Genomic DNA, 16,443 nt, shown 5'->3' on the forward strand with positions numbered 1-16,443 from the left:
ATCAGGATATCCGCGCAGCCAGCCGCAGGGCATGGCTGGGATCACGCGCCACCACCGGCATATTGGGCGCGTAAGCCCCCGCGATCACCGCGCCGATATCGGGGCGCAGGATCACCGTCTCGCCTGCTCTCGCCAGTGGCGAGGTATCCGTGAAGGCCCGATCAGACCACAGCAGGATGATCTGTGCCGCCTGCGCCAGCGCCAGCGTCTCGGCGGGCATATCAGACAGCGCCGCATCCATGCGGATGAAGACAAAGGCCGCCTTGATCGCGCCCTCGGCGTCAAAGCGGAAGGCGCGGTATTGATTGGCATCCTGTTCTGCCAGGCGCGCACAAAGCGGTGCCAGATCCGGGATCAGCCGGTCCAGCTTGGGCACAACCGGCAGTTCCGCCCAATAGCGGAAGAAAAAGACCATCAGATTGGCACCAAGTTCCGGATCGGTTTCGGCCATCTTGTGGCCTGCAAGGGCCACCACCGCCTCGATCGCACCCTTGATGACGCCAAGTGTCGCGTCATCGACCCCAAAGACCACCGGCACGATGGGCCGCCCCCAGCGGGCGCAGAGATATTCGCCCGTGCTGCGCGTGAACAGCGCCTCAACCGTGGTTGCGTCCATGGCGTCCTCCTGCAAGATGGCGGTGGATAACGCGATTTGCCGCCGGTCTCAACCGCTGCGGGGCTGGCTGTGTAGAGGGATGGAACATGCTGAAGGGAATCGATCCCAGGGTCACGCCGGATCTGATGGATGTGCTGATGCGGATGGGCCATGGCGATGAGTTGCTGGTGGTGGACAGCAACTATCCCGCCTTCGCGGTGCCGACCCGCCCCGGCCGCGTGGTCGATCTGCCCGGGCTGAATGTGGTGGAGGCCTTGGGCCTGATCACCAGCCTGATGCCGCTGGACGGATTCACAGAATATGGCGCGCTGTGGATGCAGCGGGATGGCGCGGGCGATCAGCCCGATCCGGTGCATCGCGCGGCGTTCGAGGTGCTGGCACCGGCCCTACCCGAAGGTGCGGCTCTGCGCTCCATCGAGCGGCAGGCATTCTACGCCCATGCGCCGCGCGCCTTTGCTTGCGTGCGCAGCACGGAAAACCGCGCCTTCGGCTGTTTCATCCTGCGCATGGGCGTGGTGTTCTGACCCGTCCCGCGCCAGCCCGTTTTGAGCCTGCCCGAAAGAACCTGCCCTTGTCTGACCAAGCCGATCTGCCCGCGTTGCTGCTGTCATGGTATGACCGCCATCACCGGACCATGCCGTGGCGGGTGCCACCCGATGCGCGGGCGGCCGGGGTTCAGCCCGATCCCTACCGGGTCTGGCTGTCAGAGGTCATGCTGCAACAAACCACAGTCGCGGCGGTGCGCAGCTATTTTGAACGGTTCACCGCGCGCTGGCCCAAGGTTGGCGATCTTGCTGCGGCAGAGGACGCCGATGTGATGGCCGAATGGGCGGGACTTGGTTATTACGCGCGCGCCCGCAACCTGCTGAAATGCGCCCGCGCCGTGGCCACCGATCACGCCGGACGCTTTCCCGACACCGAGGCGGGCCTGCGTGCGCTGCCCGGCGTCGGCCCCTATACGGCGGCGGCGGTGGCCTCCATCGCCTTTGACCGCCCGGCGACCGTGATCGATGGCAATGTCGATCGCGTCATCACCCGGCTGCGCCGGATCGAGACGCCGCTGCCCACCGCCAAGCCCCTGATCGCGCTGGAGGCCGCGCGCCTGACGCCCGCCGCCCGCCCCGGCGATTACGCGCAGGCGATCATGGATCTGGGCGCCACCATCTGCACTCCGCGCAACCCTGTCTGCGCGCTGTGCCCATGGTCCCCGCATTGCGCGGGCCATGCGGCGGGCGATGCCGCAACCTTCCCGCGCAAGGCAACCAAGCCCGAGAAGCCGCAGCGCGAAGGCGATATCTGGATCACGCTGCGCCCGACAGATGGCGCGGTGCTGCTGGAGGAACGCCCGGCCAAAGGCTTGCTGGGCGGCATGGCGGGCTTTCCGACCAGCGGCTGGGATGGCAGCGACCTGCCGCCGCCGCTGACCGCCGACTGGCAACAGGCCGGGCTGGTGCGCCACACCTTCACGCATTTCCACCTGACCTTGCGGGTCTGGCTGGCGACAAGCGCGGGCAATCCGACGCGCGGGCAGTTCGTGCCCCGCAGCCGTTTTGCGGCTGACACCCTGCCCACCGTCATGCGCAAGGCCTGGGACGCCGCCGCGAAAACCGCGTCATTGCGCGCAGTTGAGTGACAGCGCCGAAGGCTCTAGACTCATTCCGTGCCGCAGCGCCCTGAGCCGCATTTCCGGGTCAAGAGGGCCACGCTCAACGCCAGATGCGAGCCACGGCCTGTAAATGGATTGCCCGCGCAGGAGGCGCATAGGAGAGCCATGGACGATATCCGCAAAGCCCTGCCCTTCTGGCTGTCACTTGGACTGATCCCGCTTGCGGTAGTCGGGGTAACGCAGGGCGGCTGGACCGTGATCCTGATGCCCGCCTATGCATGGATGCTGGTTACATTGCTGGACCTGCTGCTGGGCCAGAACGCGGAAAATCCCGATCCGCAGACCGATGACGAAGACCTGTTCTGGTATCGTCTGATCACGCTGATCTGGTTCCCGATGCAGGCGATGATCGTCTATGGCAGCATCTGGTGGATCACCCGCAGCGCCCATCTGAACTGGCTTGAGATCACCGCGCTGATGTTCGGGATCGGCGTCGCATCCGGCACGATCGGCATTGTCTACGCGCATGAGCTTTTGCACCAGCGCAACAATTTTGAACGCTGGCTGGGCGATTTACTACTCGCATCTGTCCTTTACAGTCATTTCCGCACCGAGCACCTGTTGGTGCACCACCGCTATGTCGGCACCCCCCGTGACGCCGTCAGCGCCCGCTATAACGAGGGCTTCCACCGCTTTTTTGCCCGGGTCTTGTTCGAATGCCCGGCCTCCGCCTGGCGGGCAGAGGCCGAGAAACTTGGCAAGGTCGGGCGGCCGGTCTGGCACCGTTCCAACCCGTTCTGGCGCTATGCCGGGCTGCAACTTCTGGCATTGGTGCTGGCCTTCGCAATCGGGGGCTGGATGGGGATCGGCCTGTTTCTGATGCAAGCCTTTTTCGCCATCTGGCAGCTGGAACTGACCAATTATATCGAACATTACGGGCTGACCCGCCGCCAATTGCCCGATGGCAAATACGAGCCCGTTCGGCCTCATCACAGCTGGAACGCGCCGCATACGGCCTCGAACTGGTTGCTGATCAACCTGCAACGCCATTCGGATCACCATTACAAACCGGACCGGCGCTTCCCGCTTTTGCAGACCTATTCCGAGGATGAGGCCCCGATGCTGCCGATGGGATATCCGGCAATGGGGGTGCTGGCGATGATCCCGCCGCTGTGGCGGCGGCGGATGAACCCGCGCGTGCGGGCCTGGCGGCGGCAGTATTACCCGGATGTCACCGAATGGCCGCGGCGCTGACCAAACACCTCAAGATCCGCCCGTAAGATCAAGAAACAACGGATTTTCGTCGAAAATCCGAGGCGCGGCGCAAAGCCCTTGCGCCCTGCGGAAAGCCGGAAGTTCCCGATGCAAAAAGCCCCGCCATGCAAGCATGGCGGGGAGGTGTGCCCCCGGCGGACCGGGGCACAGGCGTAAGAATGCCGTATTTCGGGATCAGTGGCGCTGACGCTCGTCAGCCTCCATCTCGGCGCGGATCTGCTGGCGCAGCGCGTCAATCGGGATCATCTTGCCATCCCGCTTGAAGTGCCAATAGGTCCAGCCATTGCAGGAGGGCGCGCCTTCATAGGCAGCCCCGACCTGATGGATCGACCCCTTGAGGTCGGTGCCCTTTTCATCATTACCGATCAGCGTGCCATCCGCGCGCACCTTGGCGCTGAACTTGCTGCCGCTGGAGAACAGCTCCTCGCCCGGGCGCAACATGCCACGCTCCACCACCTGCCCGAAGGGCACACGCGGCTCGGCACGTTTGGAGCCGGTGACCTCAAGCCCGGTCGCGTCGAACTTGCGGATCCGCGCCAGACGCTCTTCCGCAACCTTGCGATAGCTTTCCTCGCGCTCGATACCGATGAAATTGCGCCCCAGCATCTTGGCGACAGCCCCAGTGGTGCCAGTGCCGAAGAACGGGTCCAGCACCACGTCATTGGCGTTGGTGGTGGCGATCAGGATCCGGTGCAGCAGGCTTTCGGGCTTTTGCGTCGGATGGGCCTTGTCGCCGTTTTCATCCTTCAGCCGCTCATGCCCGGTGCAGATCGGCAGCACCCAGTCGCTGCGCATCTGCACGCCTTCATTCAGTGCCTTCATGGCCTCGTAATTGAAGGTGTATTTCGCGCCCTCGTCCCGGCTGGCCCAGATCAGCGTCTCATGCGCATTGGTCAGCCGCTTGCCTTTGAAATTCGGCATCGGGTTCGATTTGCGCCAGACCACATCATTCAACATCCAGTAGCCGGCATCCTGCATGGCCGCCCCAACGCGGAAGATGTTGTGGTAAGAGCCGATCACCCAGATCGCCCCATTGGGCTTCAGCAACCGCCGCGCCGCGCGCAGCCATTCCCGCGTGAAGCGATCATAGGCCTCGAAACTGGAGAACTGGTCCCAGTGATCATCGACCGCATCAACCTTGCTGTTGTCGGGGCGATGCAACTCGCCCTTCAACTGCAGGTTATAGGGCGGGTCGGCAAAAATCAGATCCACCGAGCCTGCGGGCAGGCCATTCATCAACTCGATACAGTCACCGGCAAGGATCTGGTTCAGCGGAAGGCCGGGGGCCTCCGCAGGGGATTTCCGTGTCGTCATTGCTGCCTCTGCTCTCGGCCTCTTTGTGCCGATTTATTGTCACCCAAGATGAGTCAGAGACGATTCGCAGTCAAATTCTTTTTTGAATCAAGAGGTTACGGAAACATCTTGATACAAGATATTGTGGATGGGCTTGAACGAACGCCTATGGTGAGGGGTCACCCCAAGATTTAGAAGCGCCTCGAGATGGTCTTTGGTGGGGTAACCGGCATTGCGATCCCAGCCATAGCCCGGATGCTGTTGCGCCAAATCCACCATGAGGCGATCCCGTGTCACTTTCGCCACGATGGAGGCTGCGGCGATGGACAGGCTTTTGGCATCGCCCTTCACCACCGCCCGCCCCGGACAGGGCAAGGCTTTGGGCAGGCGGTTGCCATCGACCAGCGCAAGGCCAGGCACCCGCCCCAGACCCGCGAGCGCACGTTCCATTGCAAGATGGCTGGCATTCAGGATGTTCAGCCGGTCAATCTCCTCGACCGAGGCATGGGCGACACAGACCTCTGCGCAGGCCATGATCTCGGTGAACAGCGCCTCGCGCTTTGCCCATGACAGGGTCTTGCTGTCACCGATGCCGGGCGGGATGCAAGCGGGGTCGAGAATCACGGCAGCCGCCGTGACCGGGCCGCAAAGCGGGCCGCGCCCGACCTCATCCACCCCGGCCACCGGCCAGAGGCCTGCGGCGCGCCCCTCTTCTTCCAGGGCAAAATCGGCAATCGGACGGGGCGGGCGGGGGCTGGCGGCTTTGCGTATCATGCCCGCCAGACTGCCGGGGCAAGGCCAGAATGAAAAGCCCCACCCAGACGGGTGCCAGCGGTGTCGGAATGAAACGCCACACCAAAGCGGGCGGGATCCGAGGGAAAGCGCCGCCCAACCGGGAGGGGCGGGTGACTGCTGCGGCCGGGCGGGCCATCACCACCGCCCGGCACGCAATCCCCGAGGTCTGAGGAGGAGGGACACCTGCCCCCGGGGAACCTCAATCTGTGGAACCTCAATCTGTCAGGGGCGGGCGCAACTGCCCGCCAGCGGGCCCGTGATCTGCATCAGACAGACCTTTGCCTGTGACGGCGCGGGCACCGAAGATATGGCCAAACCCGCCAGCACCAGAAAACCGCTTGCCGTCACCACCGCCAGACGCCAGCGCGCCCGCCCACCATCATCCTGTCTTGCCCTGCCTTGCATTCCGGTTGCTCCCGTCTGCTTGACGGCCCGGCTTGCTGCCAGGGCCTGCAGCAAACCTGTGGAGCGACCCAGTCGCCACGCAATAACCGCAGGCTGATATGCGATAACAGGGCATCCAACCTTCGGATGATATTGAATTACCCGAGGCCTGCGCCCATCATGGCAGACATCATCCCCCGCAGGACCACGCCCATGCGCCTCCGCACCATCCTTGCCGCCGCTGCCCTGAGCCTGGTCGCCCAGATGGCGCAGGCGAATTGCTACGCCGATTACAAGGCCAAGCAGGACAATCCGCTGCGCCTGCATTATGGGGTCGCGCAGGTCTCGGGCTGTGACAAGAAGGCCGCCAAGGCCGAACTGTCGCGCCGCCTGTCATCGCAGGGCTGGCAGCTTCTGAATGTCATCTCGGTTTTCGGCCCCGAGGGGCTTAATGAAAGGCAATCCAGTGCCGGGGAATACTTCCTCCGTTTCTGACAGCCTGCGCGCGGGGAACCGCACCGTGACCTTCGGGGTCGCGGCGGTGGTGCTGATCCTTGCCGCAGCGGCAGTCTTCCTGTTTCTGGCGCTGCCGGATGCCAATGCCTTCAATGCGCGGGTCGAACAGCTGTTCGTCTCGAATGACACGCTGAAGACCTTTACCGAGATCCGCCTGCTGGAGATCATCGCGCAATCTGGCACCACCTTTCAGGAGGTGCTGGCCAGCTATCGCATGGTTATCTTTGTGCTGCTGGTGTTTTCGGCGGCCCTGCTGGTCGCCTGTCTGGTGTTCCTTTTGACCATCATCACCCTGAACCGCCGCATCTCGGCCATTCAACGCTCTGGCATCACGGTGTCGTCGCTGATGATCTCGCGCGAGGCGCGGGCGGTCTATATCAATGATCTGGAATTCAAGCTGACCGAAGCCGCGATTGAAACCCTGTCGGTTCTGGCCGAGGCGCGGATGGATGATGACGTAATGACCGGCGCGCAGATCGAGGCGGTGATATCCGGCCGCCCCGAGCCCGATTGCGACGAGGCGGCGGGGGCGACGCGGGTGAAGCGTTTGCGCGATGCGCTTGGCAATCAACTTGTGTCAGAGCTGCTGGTGAAAACCATCGCGCGGCGCGGCTATGTGCTGGCGGTCGAGAAAGACACGATTCGGATGCTTTAAGGCCCTGTCCGTGGCTTTCGGCGCCAGCCCGGCGGCGTGAACGCCCCAGCAGGTGCCGCAAGCGTCGGCCACCGCGCGCGAAACCCTTGCACCGCAGGCCCCGCTCTGGCACCCCTCGGGGCAAAAGCACGAGGGACAGATGGCCAACGATACCAATCTTGTCACGATCCTGAATGACTGGGTCGGCCCGACACTGGACACCGCGAAGGGCTGGCTGGTCTCGCCCGCCGCATGGTCGCAGTTCGCGCTGCTGGTCGTGGCCTTCCTTCTGGCGCGGATGCTGACCGCGCGGCTGCGTCCGATCCTGCATCAGATGCTGTCGCCGTCCGAGGGCAAGGGCGGCCCCCTCGCCTCAGCCCGGATCTGGGCGCGCGGCCTGTTGCCGCTTTTGCTGCCGCTGCTGGCCTTTGGCCTGACCGCCTTTGGCGAGGAAATCACCCGCAGCCTGTTCGGCTCTGGTGCGGTGATCGCCTTTGGCAAGCGGGTCTTCCTGTTCCTTGCCGCCCGCATCCTTGTGCAAGAGGTGCTGACGGATCGCTTTTTGCGTTTCCTTGGCCGGTTCATCCTGATCCCGGCCATGCTGCTTTATGCGCTTGGCCTGCTGGACGACATCAATGCCCATCTGGAGGCCACCAGCGTTTCGCTTGGCAATATCCGCTTCTCGGTCATGGCGCTGATCCGGGGCGGGATCGCGGCGGCGGTGCTGTTCTGGCTGGGCAGTTGGTCGAACCGGCAAAGCGCCGATTACATCAAGAAACAGGATGAGCTGCGCCCGGCCACCCGCGAACTGGCGATGAAGGCGGCGGAGGTCGGGATCTTTGGCGCGGCCTTCCTCCTGCTGATGTCGATCATGGGGATCGACCTGACCGCCGTCGCGGTCCTTGGTGGCGCGCTTGGTGTCGGCGTCGGCCTTGGCCTGCAACAGATCGCGGCCAACTTTGTCTCCGGCATCATCCTGCTGCTGGAGGGGCAGACCACGGTCGGCGACTATGTCGAACTGGATGGCGGCGAAAAGGGCACCATCGTCAGGATGACGGCGCGCGCCTGCGTGCTCGAAACCTTTGACGGCAAATGGATCGTTGTCCCGAATGAGCATTTCATCACCACCCGTGTGGTGAACTATTCCGATCAGGGCAGCGCCAATCGCTATGAGCAGGAATTTACCGTCAGCTATGACACCGATCCGCATATCGTGCCGGGTCTCATCGAAGCCGAACTGGCAAAGCTGTCCTTCATCCTGACCGATCCAGACCACGAGGCCGAATGCGAGCTGCGCGGCTTTGGCGACAAGGGGCTGATTTTCGGGGTGAAATACTGGGTGAACGGCATCGATGACGGCAAGAACAACTTTGGCCATCCGGTGTTGCTGGCCATCTGGACCGCGCTGAAACAGGGCGGGATCGAGATGCCCTTCCCGCAGCATGTGGTCCATATGAAGCAAGGCACGCCCGCGTGACGCGGGCGGCGCTGGTCATCGGGGCCGGGCCCGCCGGGCTGATGGCGGCCGAGGCCATGGCCGATGCGGGGCTTGCGGTGACGGTGGCCGAGGCCAAACCCTCACCCGCGCGCAAACTGCTGATGGCCGGAAAGTCCGGGCTGAATGTGACGAAGGCCGAGGCCCCCGCCGATTTCATCCGCCATTTCGATACAGACTGGCTGGAGCCGATTCTGGCGGGCTTTGGCCCGGCAGAGGTTCAGGCCTTTTGCGAATCGCTTGGCCAGCCAGTATTCACCGGATCCTCAAACCGGGTGTTTCCGGTCGCGATGAAGGGCTCTCCTCTGCTGCGAGCTTGGCTGGCGCGGCTGGCGGGCAAGGGGGTGGCGTTGAACCTTCGCTGGCGCTGGACCGGGTTTGACGGCGCGGCGCTGCGCTTCGATACGCCCGAAGGCCTGCAAGCCCTGCAACCCGATGTGACCGTGCTGGCACTTGGCGGCGCAAGCTGGTCGCGGCTGGGCTCCGATGCGGCCTGGCTGCCCTGGCTGCGGGAAAAGGGCGTCGAGACCACCGATTTCGCCCCGGCAAACATGGGTTTCTGTATGAACTGGTCGCCGCATATGCAGCGCCAGTTCGGCCAGCCGGTAAAAGGGGCCTGCCTGATTGCGGGCACCCGGCGCGTGCGCGGCGAGTTCGTGATTTCCGAACGCGGGCTGGAGGGCGGTGGGATCTACACAATCAGCCGCGATCTGCGGCTGGGTTCGGCCCTGGCGCTGGATCTGTTTCCGGATCTGTCGGAAGGCGCGCTGCGCGACCGCATCGCAAAGCTGAAACCGGGCGAATCTGCCACCAACCGTCTGCGCAAGCTGGGCCTTGACCCTGCCGCCGTCGCCTTGGTGCAGGAACTGGCGCGCCCCCTGCCCGGTGATCTGGTGCCGCTGCTGAAGCATCTGCCCGTGCCCCATCAAGGCCCCCGCCCGCTGGACGAGGCGATTTCTTCCGCGGGCGGCATCGCGCGGGACAGCCTGACCGATGATCTGGAACTGCGCGCCTTGCCCGGCATCTTTGCCGCAGGCGAAATGCTGGATTGGGAGGCGCCGACAGGCGGCTATCTGCTGACCGCAAGCTGGGCCACCGGCCTTCATGCAGGCCGTGCCGCAGCCCGGCGGGCGCTGCGGCAATAAAGCGTGCGCTGACCAGATCGCAGCCCGGCTAAAGCGCGCGCATCCAGAATTGCAGCGGCTTTTTCGTCTCCGCCGCATCACCAATGTCACGCCATGAAAACTCGGCCATGACCCCGGGCAGCGGGCGATAGCCGCGCTTGGTCCAGAAGGCATCATTGCTGCGATAGTGCTGCGGATGACGCGGATGGCTGTCAGGCCGCATCACACTGCAGAAGGCGGCATGGCTGCGGCCCAGATCCCGGGCATGTGCCTCGCGCGCATCAAAGAAGCGGTGGCCGATACCTTGGCCGCGAAACTCTGGCAGCAAGACCGATTCGGCGCAGTAGAAGATGCAGTCCAGCGGAACATCGACCCCGGCAAAGGAGGCGGCGAATTCCTCCGCATGATCCTCCATCGGGGTGCCGGTGGCCGCGCCAACCAGCCGCGTGCCGTCAAAGGCACCGACCAGAATTGCACCGGGACTGTCGCGATAGGTTTGCAGATAGTCCCGCTCGTAATCCAGCGTGCCGTCATAGAGATAGGGCCAGTCGCGAAAGACCGCGATGCGCAGCTCCGCCACATCATCCAGCGCGGCATCCAGCGCCGCGCCGGTCAGGACCCTTGTTTCAATCATGCAGAGACCTGCGCGATCCAGTCCTGCAAGTTGTAGAAGGTGGTCACGCGGGCGATCTTGCCATCTTTCAGATCGAAGAATGCCCCAGCGGGCAGGACATATTTTTGTCCCTTTGCTTCGGGCAGGCCTGGATCGGTTTGCAGATACTCGCCATGAACGACAAATTCGGCCGCCCCCCGCGTCGCATCCTCGTTCACGAAAATGACCATATCCTTCAGGGTTTCGCGGTAGCTGACTCCCATATGCGAGCAGAATTCGGTGAACAGCTCCTTGCCGCGCCGGATGCCGCCCTCATTCACCCGATGTTCGACATCATCGGTCAGGCAGGCCAGCATTCCACTGGCATCGCCGGCGTTGAAGGCTTTGTAATAGGTCTCGAGCGTGGCGCGGGTCATGGGTCTCTCCGGCGGATGGGAATGCAGCCATCCTACGGGAAAGGGGCGCGCCGCCAATGCCCTTGCAGGACAAAAAGCGGCGCGTTTGCGACCTTATGCCAGCGCCGCGCGCACGGTTTCGGCCATTGGCGTGGTCGGGCGGCCGATCAGACGCGACAGGCTTTGGCTGTCATCGAACAGCGCGCCCGCCGCTGCATGGCGGTCGCTGTCGGCCAGGGCATGAGCCAGGGTCGGCGGCAGGCCAAAGCCCAGCAGGGCCGCGGCATATTCAGCTTCCGGCAAGTTGACATAGGTCACGGTGCGGCCCGATTGGCGGGACAGTTCCGCCGCAAGATCGGTCAGGGTGTAAGAGGTATCCCCCGCCAGTTCATAGGTCTTTCCAGCATGGGCCGCATCCAGCGCCGTCACCGCAATCGCCTCGGCATAGTCGGCACGCGCGGCGGTAGACAGCTGCCCCTGCCCGGCCGAACCCAGGATCGCGCCATGCTCAAGCGCCGCCCCCAGGGCCGCCGTGTAATTCTCGGTATACCAGCCATTGCGCAGGATCGTGACAGCCAGGCCAGAGGCAGCAAGGGCCGCTTCCGTCGGCTTATGGGCCTGCACCAGCGTCATGGTCGAGGCATCGGCATGAAGCAAGGACGTATAGACGACCCGCTGGACCCCGGCAGCTTTCGCCGCCTCAATCACCCTGAGATGCTGGCCGGCCCGGTCACCGTCAAGATCATTCGAGGAAATCAGCACCAGCACCTCAACCCCCGCAAGGGCGGTAAGGTCCGGCGCATTGTAATCGAAGGCACGGGCGGTAACGCCTGCAAGTTTGGATGGGTCGCGCGCCAAGGCAATCGGTGCCGCGCCGCGGGCTTGCAAAGCGGCAATGGCAAGGCGGCCCAATTGGCCGGTGGCTCCGGTAACGGCGATGGTCATGGTGTGCTCCTTTGGTCTGTCATGCATCGACAGGAATGCGATGGGCAGAACCTGCACCCTTTACTTACGATAAGGAAGTGCCTACATTTTTGTAAGTATACCGTAGAGATGCACATGACCATGCCCGATCACGCACAGAGCCTGCTGTCACAACTGCCCGCCAATGTGCTGGCTGCCGAATGTCCCTCGCGGCAGGTGCTGTCGCATCTGACCAGTCGCTGGGGCACGCTGGTGATGCTGGTATTGTTAGGCGGCACGCATCGGTTTTCCGAACTGCGCCGCTGCATTGGCGGGGTCAGCGAAAGGATGCTGGCGCAGACCCTGCAACAGCTTGAAACGGATGGATTTGTCTTGCGCATCGCGCATGAGGTGGTGCCGCCGCATGTGGAATATAGCCTGACCAAGTTGGGGCAAGAGGCAGGGGCCCATATCGCCGCACTGACCCATTGGATCGAGACTGCCCTGCCCCGGATCCAGGCCGCGAAAGGCGTGCCTGAACCTGCCTGAGCGGGTTCCCGATTTAAGCCGGGTTCAGGCCTGCGCGCCCGGCTCGGTCGGGGCACCGAAACGCGCGATCATCCGCTCGCGGATCATGTCGCGCGCCTGTCTATAGGCTGAAAGTTTGGCCTCTCGTGTCTCGCCAAGGCCCGTGGGGTCGAGAATCGGCCAGTATTCGACATCCATATGGAAGAACCTCGTCAGTTCCAGCGCCTGACGCTGGCTGGCGGGCGACAGCGCGATAATCAGGTCGAATTGGCCCAGATCATCGCCCCATTCCTGCATTTCCTCAAACGACCGCGAGCGGTGGCGATCCAACTCGATCCCCAGCTCCTTGCAGACCGAGACCGAAAAGCCATCGATCTCCATATCGTTATGCACCCCGGCGGATTGCACATAGGCGCGTTGACCGTAAAGCTTCTTCATCAGCCCTTCTGCCATGGGCGACCGGACAGCATTATGGTCGCAGCAGAACAGGATGGATGAGGGAAATTCGGCCAAGATCACCCCCAATGCAGGACGCAGATCAGGGTGAACAGGCGACGGGCGGTGGCGGTATCGACATCCGCCTTGCCCTCCAGCCGCTCTTGCAAGACCCTTGCGCCCTCATTGTGGATGCCGCGCCGCGCCATGTCGATCGCCTCGATCTGGCTGGGCGGCAAGCGTTTCACCGCCTCGAAATAGCTTTCGCAGATCTGAAAATAATCCTTCACCACCTGCCGGAACGGGCCGAGGCTCAGGTGGAATTCGCCGACCGGGCTGCTGTCTTCCACCGCGATGGAGAAGACCAGCCGCCCCTCACGGATCGCAAGCCCCAGGCGGTAGGGGCCGGGCGGCACCTCGCGCCCGTCCCGGACCGGCAGGCCGAAATTGTTTTCCTCCAGCAGATCAAAGATCGCGACGCGGCGCTCCTGCTCGATCTGGGCAGTCGGGCGGGTCAGCCCCCGCTCGTCAATCTCGATATGGCAGATGCGATTGGTCATGGAGGCGGTTCCGATCTAGACGTCCGAAAGTGATGCCCGAGCCGGTCTGCCGGATCAAGCCTTAGCTGCGGTTCAGCCGCTCCAGCCTTGCGCGCACCGAAAGACCGTGCGCCTCAAGGCTTTCCGATTGCGCCAGACGCTCAGCCGCCGGGCCGATGGCGGCAATGGCCGCAGGTGTCATGCGGGCCAGCGTGGTGCGTTTCACGAAATCCATCACCGACAGACCGGAGGAGAAGCGCGCCGACCGTGCGGTGGGCAGGACGTGGTTCGGGCCACCGACGTAATCGCCGATGGCTTCGGGCGTCCAGGCCCCAAGGAAGATCGCGCCGGCATGGGTGATCTGCGTGCTCAGGGCCTCGGGATCGGCCACGCAGAGTTCCAGATGTTCGGGTGCCACGCGATTCGACAATGCCGCCGCCTCGGCCAGATCGCGGGTCACGATCACCGCTCCGAAATCGCGCCAGCTGGCGCCCGCGATCGCGCGGCGCTCCAGCGTTTCCAGCCGTTTTTCGACGGCCTCGGTCACCGCGCGGGCAAAGGCCGCATCCGGCGTCACCAGAATCGCTTGGGCGGATTCGTCATGCTCCGCCTGGCTCAGCAGATCAAGCGCGATCCAGTCGGGATCATTGTCGCCATCGGCAATCACCAGAATCTCGGACGGGCCTGCGATCATGTCGATGCCGACCTTGCCGAAGACGCGGCGCTTGGCGGCGGCCACAAAGGCATTGCCGGGGCCGGTGATCTTGTCGACCGGCTGGATCGTCTGGGTGCCGTAAGCCAAAGCCGCCACGGCCTGCGCGCCGCCGATGCGGTAAACCTTGTCAACGCCTGCCAGTTGCGCGGCCAGCAGGACCAGAGGATTGACCACGCCCCCCGGTGTCGGGCAGGCGATCACCAGTTGCTCCACCCCCGCCACCTTGGCCGGGATCGCGTTCATCAGGACCGATGACGGATATGAGGCAAGCCCCCCCGGCACATAAAGCCCGGCAGCCGAAACCGGGGTCCAGCGCCAACCAAGGCTTGCGCCATGGGCGTCTTCCCAACGGGCATCCTCGGGCATCTGGCGGCTGTGATAGGCCCGGATCCGGTCGGCGGCGAGTTCCAGCGCCGCGCGATCCTCGGCCGTCACCTTGGCGATCTCGGTCGCAATCTCCTCGGGGCTGAAAGCCAGCGTTGCGGGCGTCAGATCCAGCTTGTCGAATTTCGCGGTCAGTTCGATCACCGCCGCATCGCCGCGCGCCCGGACATCGGCGATGATCGCCGCCACCGCCGCATCCACATCGGGGCTGTCCTCGCGCTTCATGCCCAGAAGGGCGGTGAAGGCGGTCTCGAACCCGGCATCACAGGTGTTGAGGAAATGCGGCATCGGCGCGTCCTTCCGGCAAAGTGCTTCGGCTCACATAGCCAAGATAGGCTGGCGCCTCAAGCGCGGCAGATGGCGCGCATGGGGGCGCTGCCCCCATCCGTTTCGGTCCGCCCCGGGATGTATGAGGACAGAAAAGGGGCAAAGGGGGCGATCTGCGCTCAGCCGTGATCGGGGGCGCGGCGCGAGGGTGCCAGATAGGGGCGCGTCACATCGCGCAGGTCGATATCAAGGGATTCGACATCCAGCGCGATGGCCCCATCCCCCGCCAGGGTCAAGATCACCCGCCCGGTGCCATCGGCACCGGGCTCAAAGGTGATATCAAGCAGCGACAGGATGGTGTCACGATCTGCGCGGTCGATGCCGGTGCTGCGCACCGCCAGCACGTCGCGCACCAGGAGCATGGCGCGCACACGCTCCACGCCCCGGCCCGCGCGCTCTGCCGCCTCGCGGTCTTCCCAGCGGAAACGGTTCAGCAGCACCGCAAATTCACGCCGTGCCCGCGCATAGGTCATGTCGGTGGTCGGAAACACCCCATCCTGCGCCAGCGTGGCAAGGATCTTCAGATCCTCGGCATCCGCCACCCCAAGCCAAAGCGGTGCCTCGGCCCCGTCCTCGAACCGTGCATCGGCCATCAACCCTTGATCCTTTCGATCTTGGCACCACAGGCACCCAGCTTGTCTTCGACATGCTCATAGCCGCGATCCAGATGGTAGACCCGGCTCACCACCGTTTCGCCTTCGGCGGCAAGGCCCGCAAGGATCAGCGAGACCGAAGCGCGCAGATCGGTCGCCATCACCGGCGCGCCGCGCAGCTTTTCAACGCCGGTCACCGTGGCATGGCCGCCATGAACATCAACCTTGGCCCCCATGCGGATCAGTTCCGGGGCGTGCATGAAGCGATTTTCAAAGATCTTTTCTTCCAGAACCGAGGTGCCATCGGCAGTGCACAGAAGCGCCATCATCTGCGCTTGCAGATCGGTGGGGAAGCCCGGGAAAGGTTCGGTCGTCACATTCACCGCCTTCACCCGGCCATTCTTGCGCGCAACCTTCAGGCCGCGTTCGGTCTCGGTGACCGAGACCCCCGCCTCATCCAGCTTTTCGGCAAAGGCACCAACCAGATCCAGCCGCCCGCCCAGACATTCGACCTCGCCGCCGCAAATTGCGGGGGCCAGCATATAGGTGCCCAGCTCGATCCGGTCCGTCACCACCGGATGGGTACCACCGCCCAGCCGGTCCACGCCCTGAATGGTGATGGTCGATGTGCCCTCGCCCTCGATCTGCGCGCCCATGCGGCGCAGACATTGCGCTAGATCGACAATCTCAGGCTCGCGCGCGGCGTTCTTCAGCACCGTGGTGCCTTTGGCAAGCGTCGCCGCCAGCAGCGCGTTTTCCGTGGCCCCGACCGAAACGATCGGAAACTCCACCACCGCGCCCTTCAGCCGCCCGCCGGGGGCTTTTGCATGGACATATCCGTCACGCAGGTCGAGATCGGCCCCCATCGCCTCCAGTGCTTTCAGATGCAGGTCGACCGGACGCGCGCCAATGGCGCAGCCACCGGGCAGCGAGACCACGGCATGACCATCGCGCGCCAGCATCGGCCCCAACACAAGGATCGAGGCGCGCATCTTGCGCACGATATCGTAATCGGCGGTGTGGTTGTGGATGTCATGCGAGGACATCGCCAGCACCTTGCCGCCCTGCAGCGCCGAGACCTCGGCCCCCAGCGATTGCAACAACTGGGTCATGGTGCGGATATCCGACAGGCGCGGCGCATTGGTCAGCGTCAGCGGCTCTTCGGTCAGCAATGTCGCGGGCATCAACGTCAGACAGGCGTTCTTGGCCCCGGCGATCGGAATCACCCCGTTCAGCTCGCCACCGCCCCGCACCAGAATCGAATCCATTCCCG

20 protein-coding genes are annotated in these 16,443 nt (G+C 64.0%); 8 read left to right on the forward strand and 12 right to left on the reverse strand.

The window, feature by feature from the left end:
- Position 1: 1 nt before the first annotated feature.
- On the reverse strand, positions 2-616 hold the full coding sequence (locus GBJ34_RS17585; protein ID WP_151720508.1) for a hypothetical protein: 615 nt from the start codon (positions 614-616) through the stop codon (positions 2-4).
- Between the two features lie 86 nt (positions 617-702).
- Between GBJ34_RS17585 and GBJ34_RS17590 the strand changes: the two genes are divergently transcribed.
- From GBJ34_RS17590 to GBJ34_RS17600, 3 genes are all read left to right on the forward strand, one after another.
- The gene (locus tag GBJ34_RS17590) at positions 703-1,140 is read left to right on the forward strand and encodes an RbsD/FucU family protein (RefSeq protein ID WP_151720509.1); all 438 of its coding nucleotides are present in this window, start codon (positions 703-705) and stop codon (positions 1,138-1,140) included.
- A 110-nt stretch (positions 1,141-1,250) separates the two neighbouring features.
- Positions 1,251-2,249, forward strand: a complete 999-nt coding sequence (locus GBJ34_RS17595; RefSeq protein ID WP_151720555.1) for an A/G-specific adenine glycosylase — start codon at positions 1,251-1,253, stop codon at positions 2,247-2,249.
- A 138-nt stretch (positions 2,250-2,387) separates the two neighbouring features.
- A complete protein-coding gene (locus tag GBJ34_RS17600) occupies positions 2,388-3,476 on the forward strand; it encodes an alkane 1-monooxygenase (RefSeq protein WP_151720510.1) in 1,089 nt (362 codons plus the stop codon).
- A gap of 195 nt (positions 3,477-3,671) precedes the next feature.
- On the opposite strand, the gene GBJ34_RS17605 is transcribed toward GBJ34_RS17600, so the two are convergent.
- The 3 genes from GBJ34_RS17605 to GBJ34_RS17615 all read right to left on the reverse strand — a co-directional run bounded on the left by GBJ34_RS17605 (position 3,672) and on the right by GBJ34_RS17615 (position 5,990).
- Positions 3,672-4,811, reverse strand: a complete 1,140-nt coding sequence (locus GBJ34_RS17605) for a site-specific DNA-methyltransferase (RefSeq protein ID WP_151720511.1) — start codon at positions 4,809-4,811, stop codon at positions 3,672-3,674.
- Positions 4,812-4,898: 87 nt separating this feature from the next.
- The gene (locus tag GBJ34_RS17610; RefSeq protein ID WP_151720512.1) at positions 4,899-5,564 is read right to left on the reverse strand and encodes a ribonuclease HII; all 666 of its coding nucleotides are present in this window, start codon (positions 5,562-5,564) and stop codon (positions 4,899-4,901) included.
- Positions 5,565-5,807: 243 nt separating this feature from the next.
- Positions 5,808-5,990, reverse strand: a complete 183-nt coding sequence (locus GBJ34_RS17615; RefSeq protein WP_151720513.1) for a hypothetical protein — start codon at positions 5,988-5,990, stop codon at positions 5,808-5,810.
- A gap of 192 nt (positions 5,991-6,182) precedes the next feature.
- Between GBJ34_RS17615 and GBJ34_RS17620 the strand changes: the two genes are divergently transcribed.
- The 4 genes from GBJ34_RS17620 to GBJ34_RS17635 all read left to right on the forward strand — a co-directional run bounded on the left by GBJ34_RS17620 (position 6,183) and on the right by GBJ34_RS17635 (position 9,759).
- Complete coding sequence (locus GBJ34_RS17620) at positions 6,183-6,464, forward strand: hypothetical protein (RefSeq protein ID WP_151720514.1); 282 nt, start codon at positions 6,183-6,185, stop codon at positions 6,462-6,464.
- Positions 6,421-7,140, forward strand: a complete 720-nt coding sequence (locus tag GBJ34_RS17625) for a hypothetical protein (RefSeq protein ID WP_404811451.1) — start codon at positions 6,421-6,423, stop codon at positions 7,138-7,140. The genes GBJ34_RS17620 and GBJ34_RS17625 overlap by 44 nt, the downstream gene beginning before the upstream one ends.
- Before the next feature lie 139 nt (positions 7,141-7,279).
- Entirely contained in the window at positions 7,280-8,596 is a 1,317-nt protein-coding gene (locus tag GBJ34_RS17630; RefSeq protein ID WP_151720515.1) for a mechanosensitive ion channel family protein, read from the forward strand.
- Entirely contained in the window at positions 8,593-9,759 is a 1,167-nt protein-coding gene (locus tag GBJ34_RS17635; RefSeq protein ID WP_151720516.1) for a TIGR03862 family flavoprotein, read from the forward strand. Before GBJ34_RS17630 ends, GBJ34_RS17635 begins: the two co-directional genes overlap by 4 nt.
- Positions 9,760-9,787: 28 nt before the next feature.
- Here GBJ34_RS17635 and GBJ34_RS17640 read toward each other — a convergent pair whose 3' ends face one another.
- The 3 genes from GBJ34_RS17640 to GBJ34_RS17650 all read right to left on the reverse strand — a co-directional run bounded on the left by GBJ34_RS17640 (position 9,788) and on the right by GBJ34_RS17650 (position 11,691).
- On the reverse strand, positions 9,788-10,372 hold the full coding sequence (locus GBJ34_RS17640; protein WP_151720517.1) for a GNAT family N-acetyltransferase: 585 nt from the start codon (positions 10,370-10,372) through the stop codon (positions 9,788-9,790).
- Positions 10,369-10,767, reverse strand: coding sequence for a ketosteroid isomerase-related protein (locus GBJ34_RS17645; protein WP_151720518.1), 399 nt, complete (start codon positions 10,765-10,767; stop codon positions 10,369-10,371). Before GBJ34_RS17645 ends, GBJ34_RS17640 begins: the two co-directional genes overlap by 4 nt.
- Positions 10,768-10,860: 93 nt before the next feature.
- Positions 10,861-11,691, reverse strand: coding sequence for an SDR family oxidoreductase (locus GBJ34_RS17650; RefSeq protein ID WP_151720519.1), 831 nt, complete (start codon positions 11,689-11,691; stop codon positions 10,861-10,863).
- 114 nt (positions 11,692-11,805) lie between these two features.
- On the opposite strand from GBJ34_RS17650, the gene GBJ34_RS17655 reads away from it, so the two are divergent.
- The gene (locus tag GBJ34_RS17655) at positions 11,806-12,198 is read left to right on the forward strand and encodes a winged helix-turn-helix transcriptional regulator (protein WP_151720520.1); all 393 of its coding nucleotides are present in this window, start codon (positions 11,806-11,808) and stop codon (positions 12,196-12,198) included.
- Between the two features lie 24 nt (positions 12,199-12,222).
- Here GBJ34_RS17655 and GBJ34_RS17660 read toward each other — a convergent pair whose 3' ends face one another.
- The 5 genes from GBJ34_RS17660 to murA form a co-directional block, all read right to left on the reverse strand.
- Positions 12,223-12,630 (reverse strand): arsenate-mycothiol transferase ArsC, encoded by a 408-nt coding sequence (locus tag GBJ34_RS17660; RefSeq protein WP_264177073.1) that lies wholly within the window; start codon positions 12,628-12,630, stop codon positions 12,223-12,225.
- 62 nt (positions 12,631-12,692) lie between these two features.
- Complete coding sequence (locus GBJ34_RS17665; protein ID WP_151720522.1) at positions 12,693-13,172, reverse strand: UPF0262 family protein; 480 nt, start codon at positions 13,170-13,172, stop codon at positions 12,693-12,695.
- 61 nt (positions 13,173-13,233) lie between these two features.
- Positions 13,234-14,538, reverse strand: coding sequence for a histidinol dehydrogenase (hisD, locus tag GBJ34_RS17670; protein WP_151720523.1), 1,305 nt, complete (start codon positions 14,536-14,538; stop codon positions 13,234-13,236).
- A 158-nt stretch (positions 14,539-14,696) separates the two neighbouring features.
- On the reverse strand, positions 14,697-15,170 hold the full coding sequence (locus GBJ34_RS17675; RefSeq protein ID WP_151720524.1) for a DUF2948 family protein: 474 nt from the start codon (positions 15,168-15,170) through the stop codon (positions 14,697-14,699).
- Complete coding sequence (gene murA, locus GBJ34_RS17680; RefSeq protein ID WP_151720525.1) at positions 15,170-16,438, reverse strand: UDP-N-acetylglucosamine 1-carboxyvinyltransferase; 1,269 nt, start codon at positions 16,436-16,438, stop codon at positions 15,170-15,172. Before murA ends, GBJ34_RS17675 begins: the two co-directional genes overlap by 1 nt.
- Positions 16,439-16,443: the final 5 nt, after the last annotated feature.

Source organism: Gemmobacter serpentinus (assembly GCF_008973825.1).
Taxonomy (GTDB): Bacteria; Pseudomonadota; Alphaproteobacteria; order Rhodobacterales; family Rhodobacteraceae; genus Gemmobacter; species Gemmobacter serpentinus.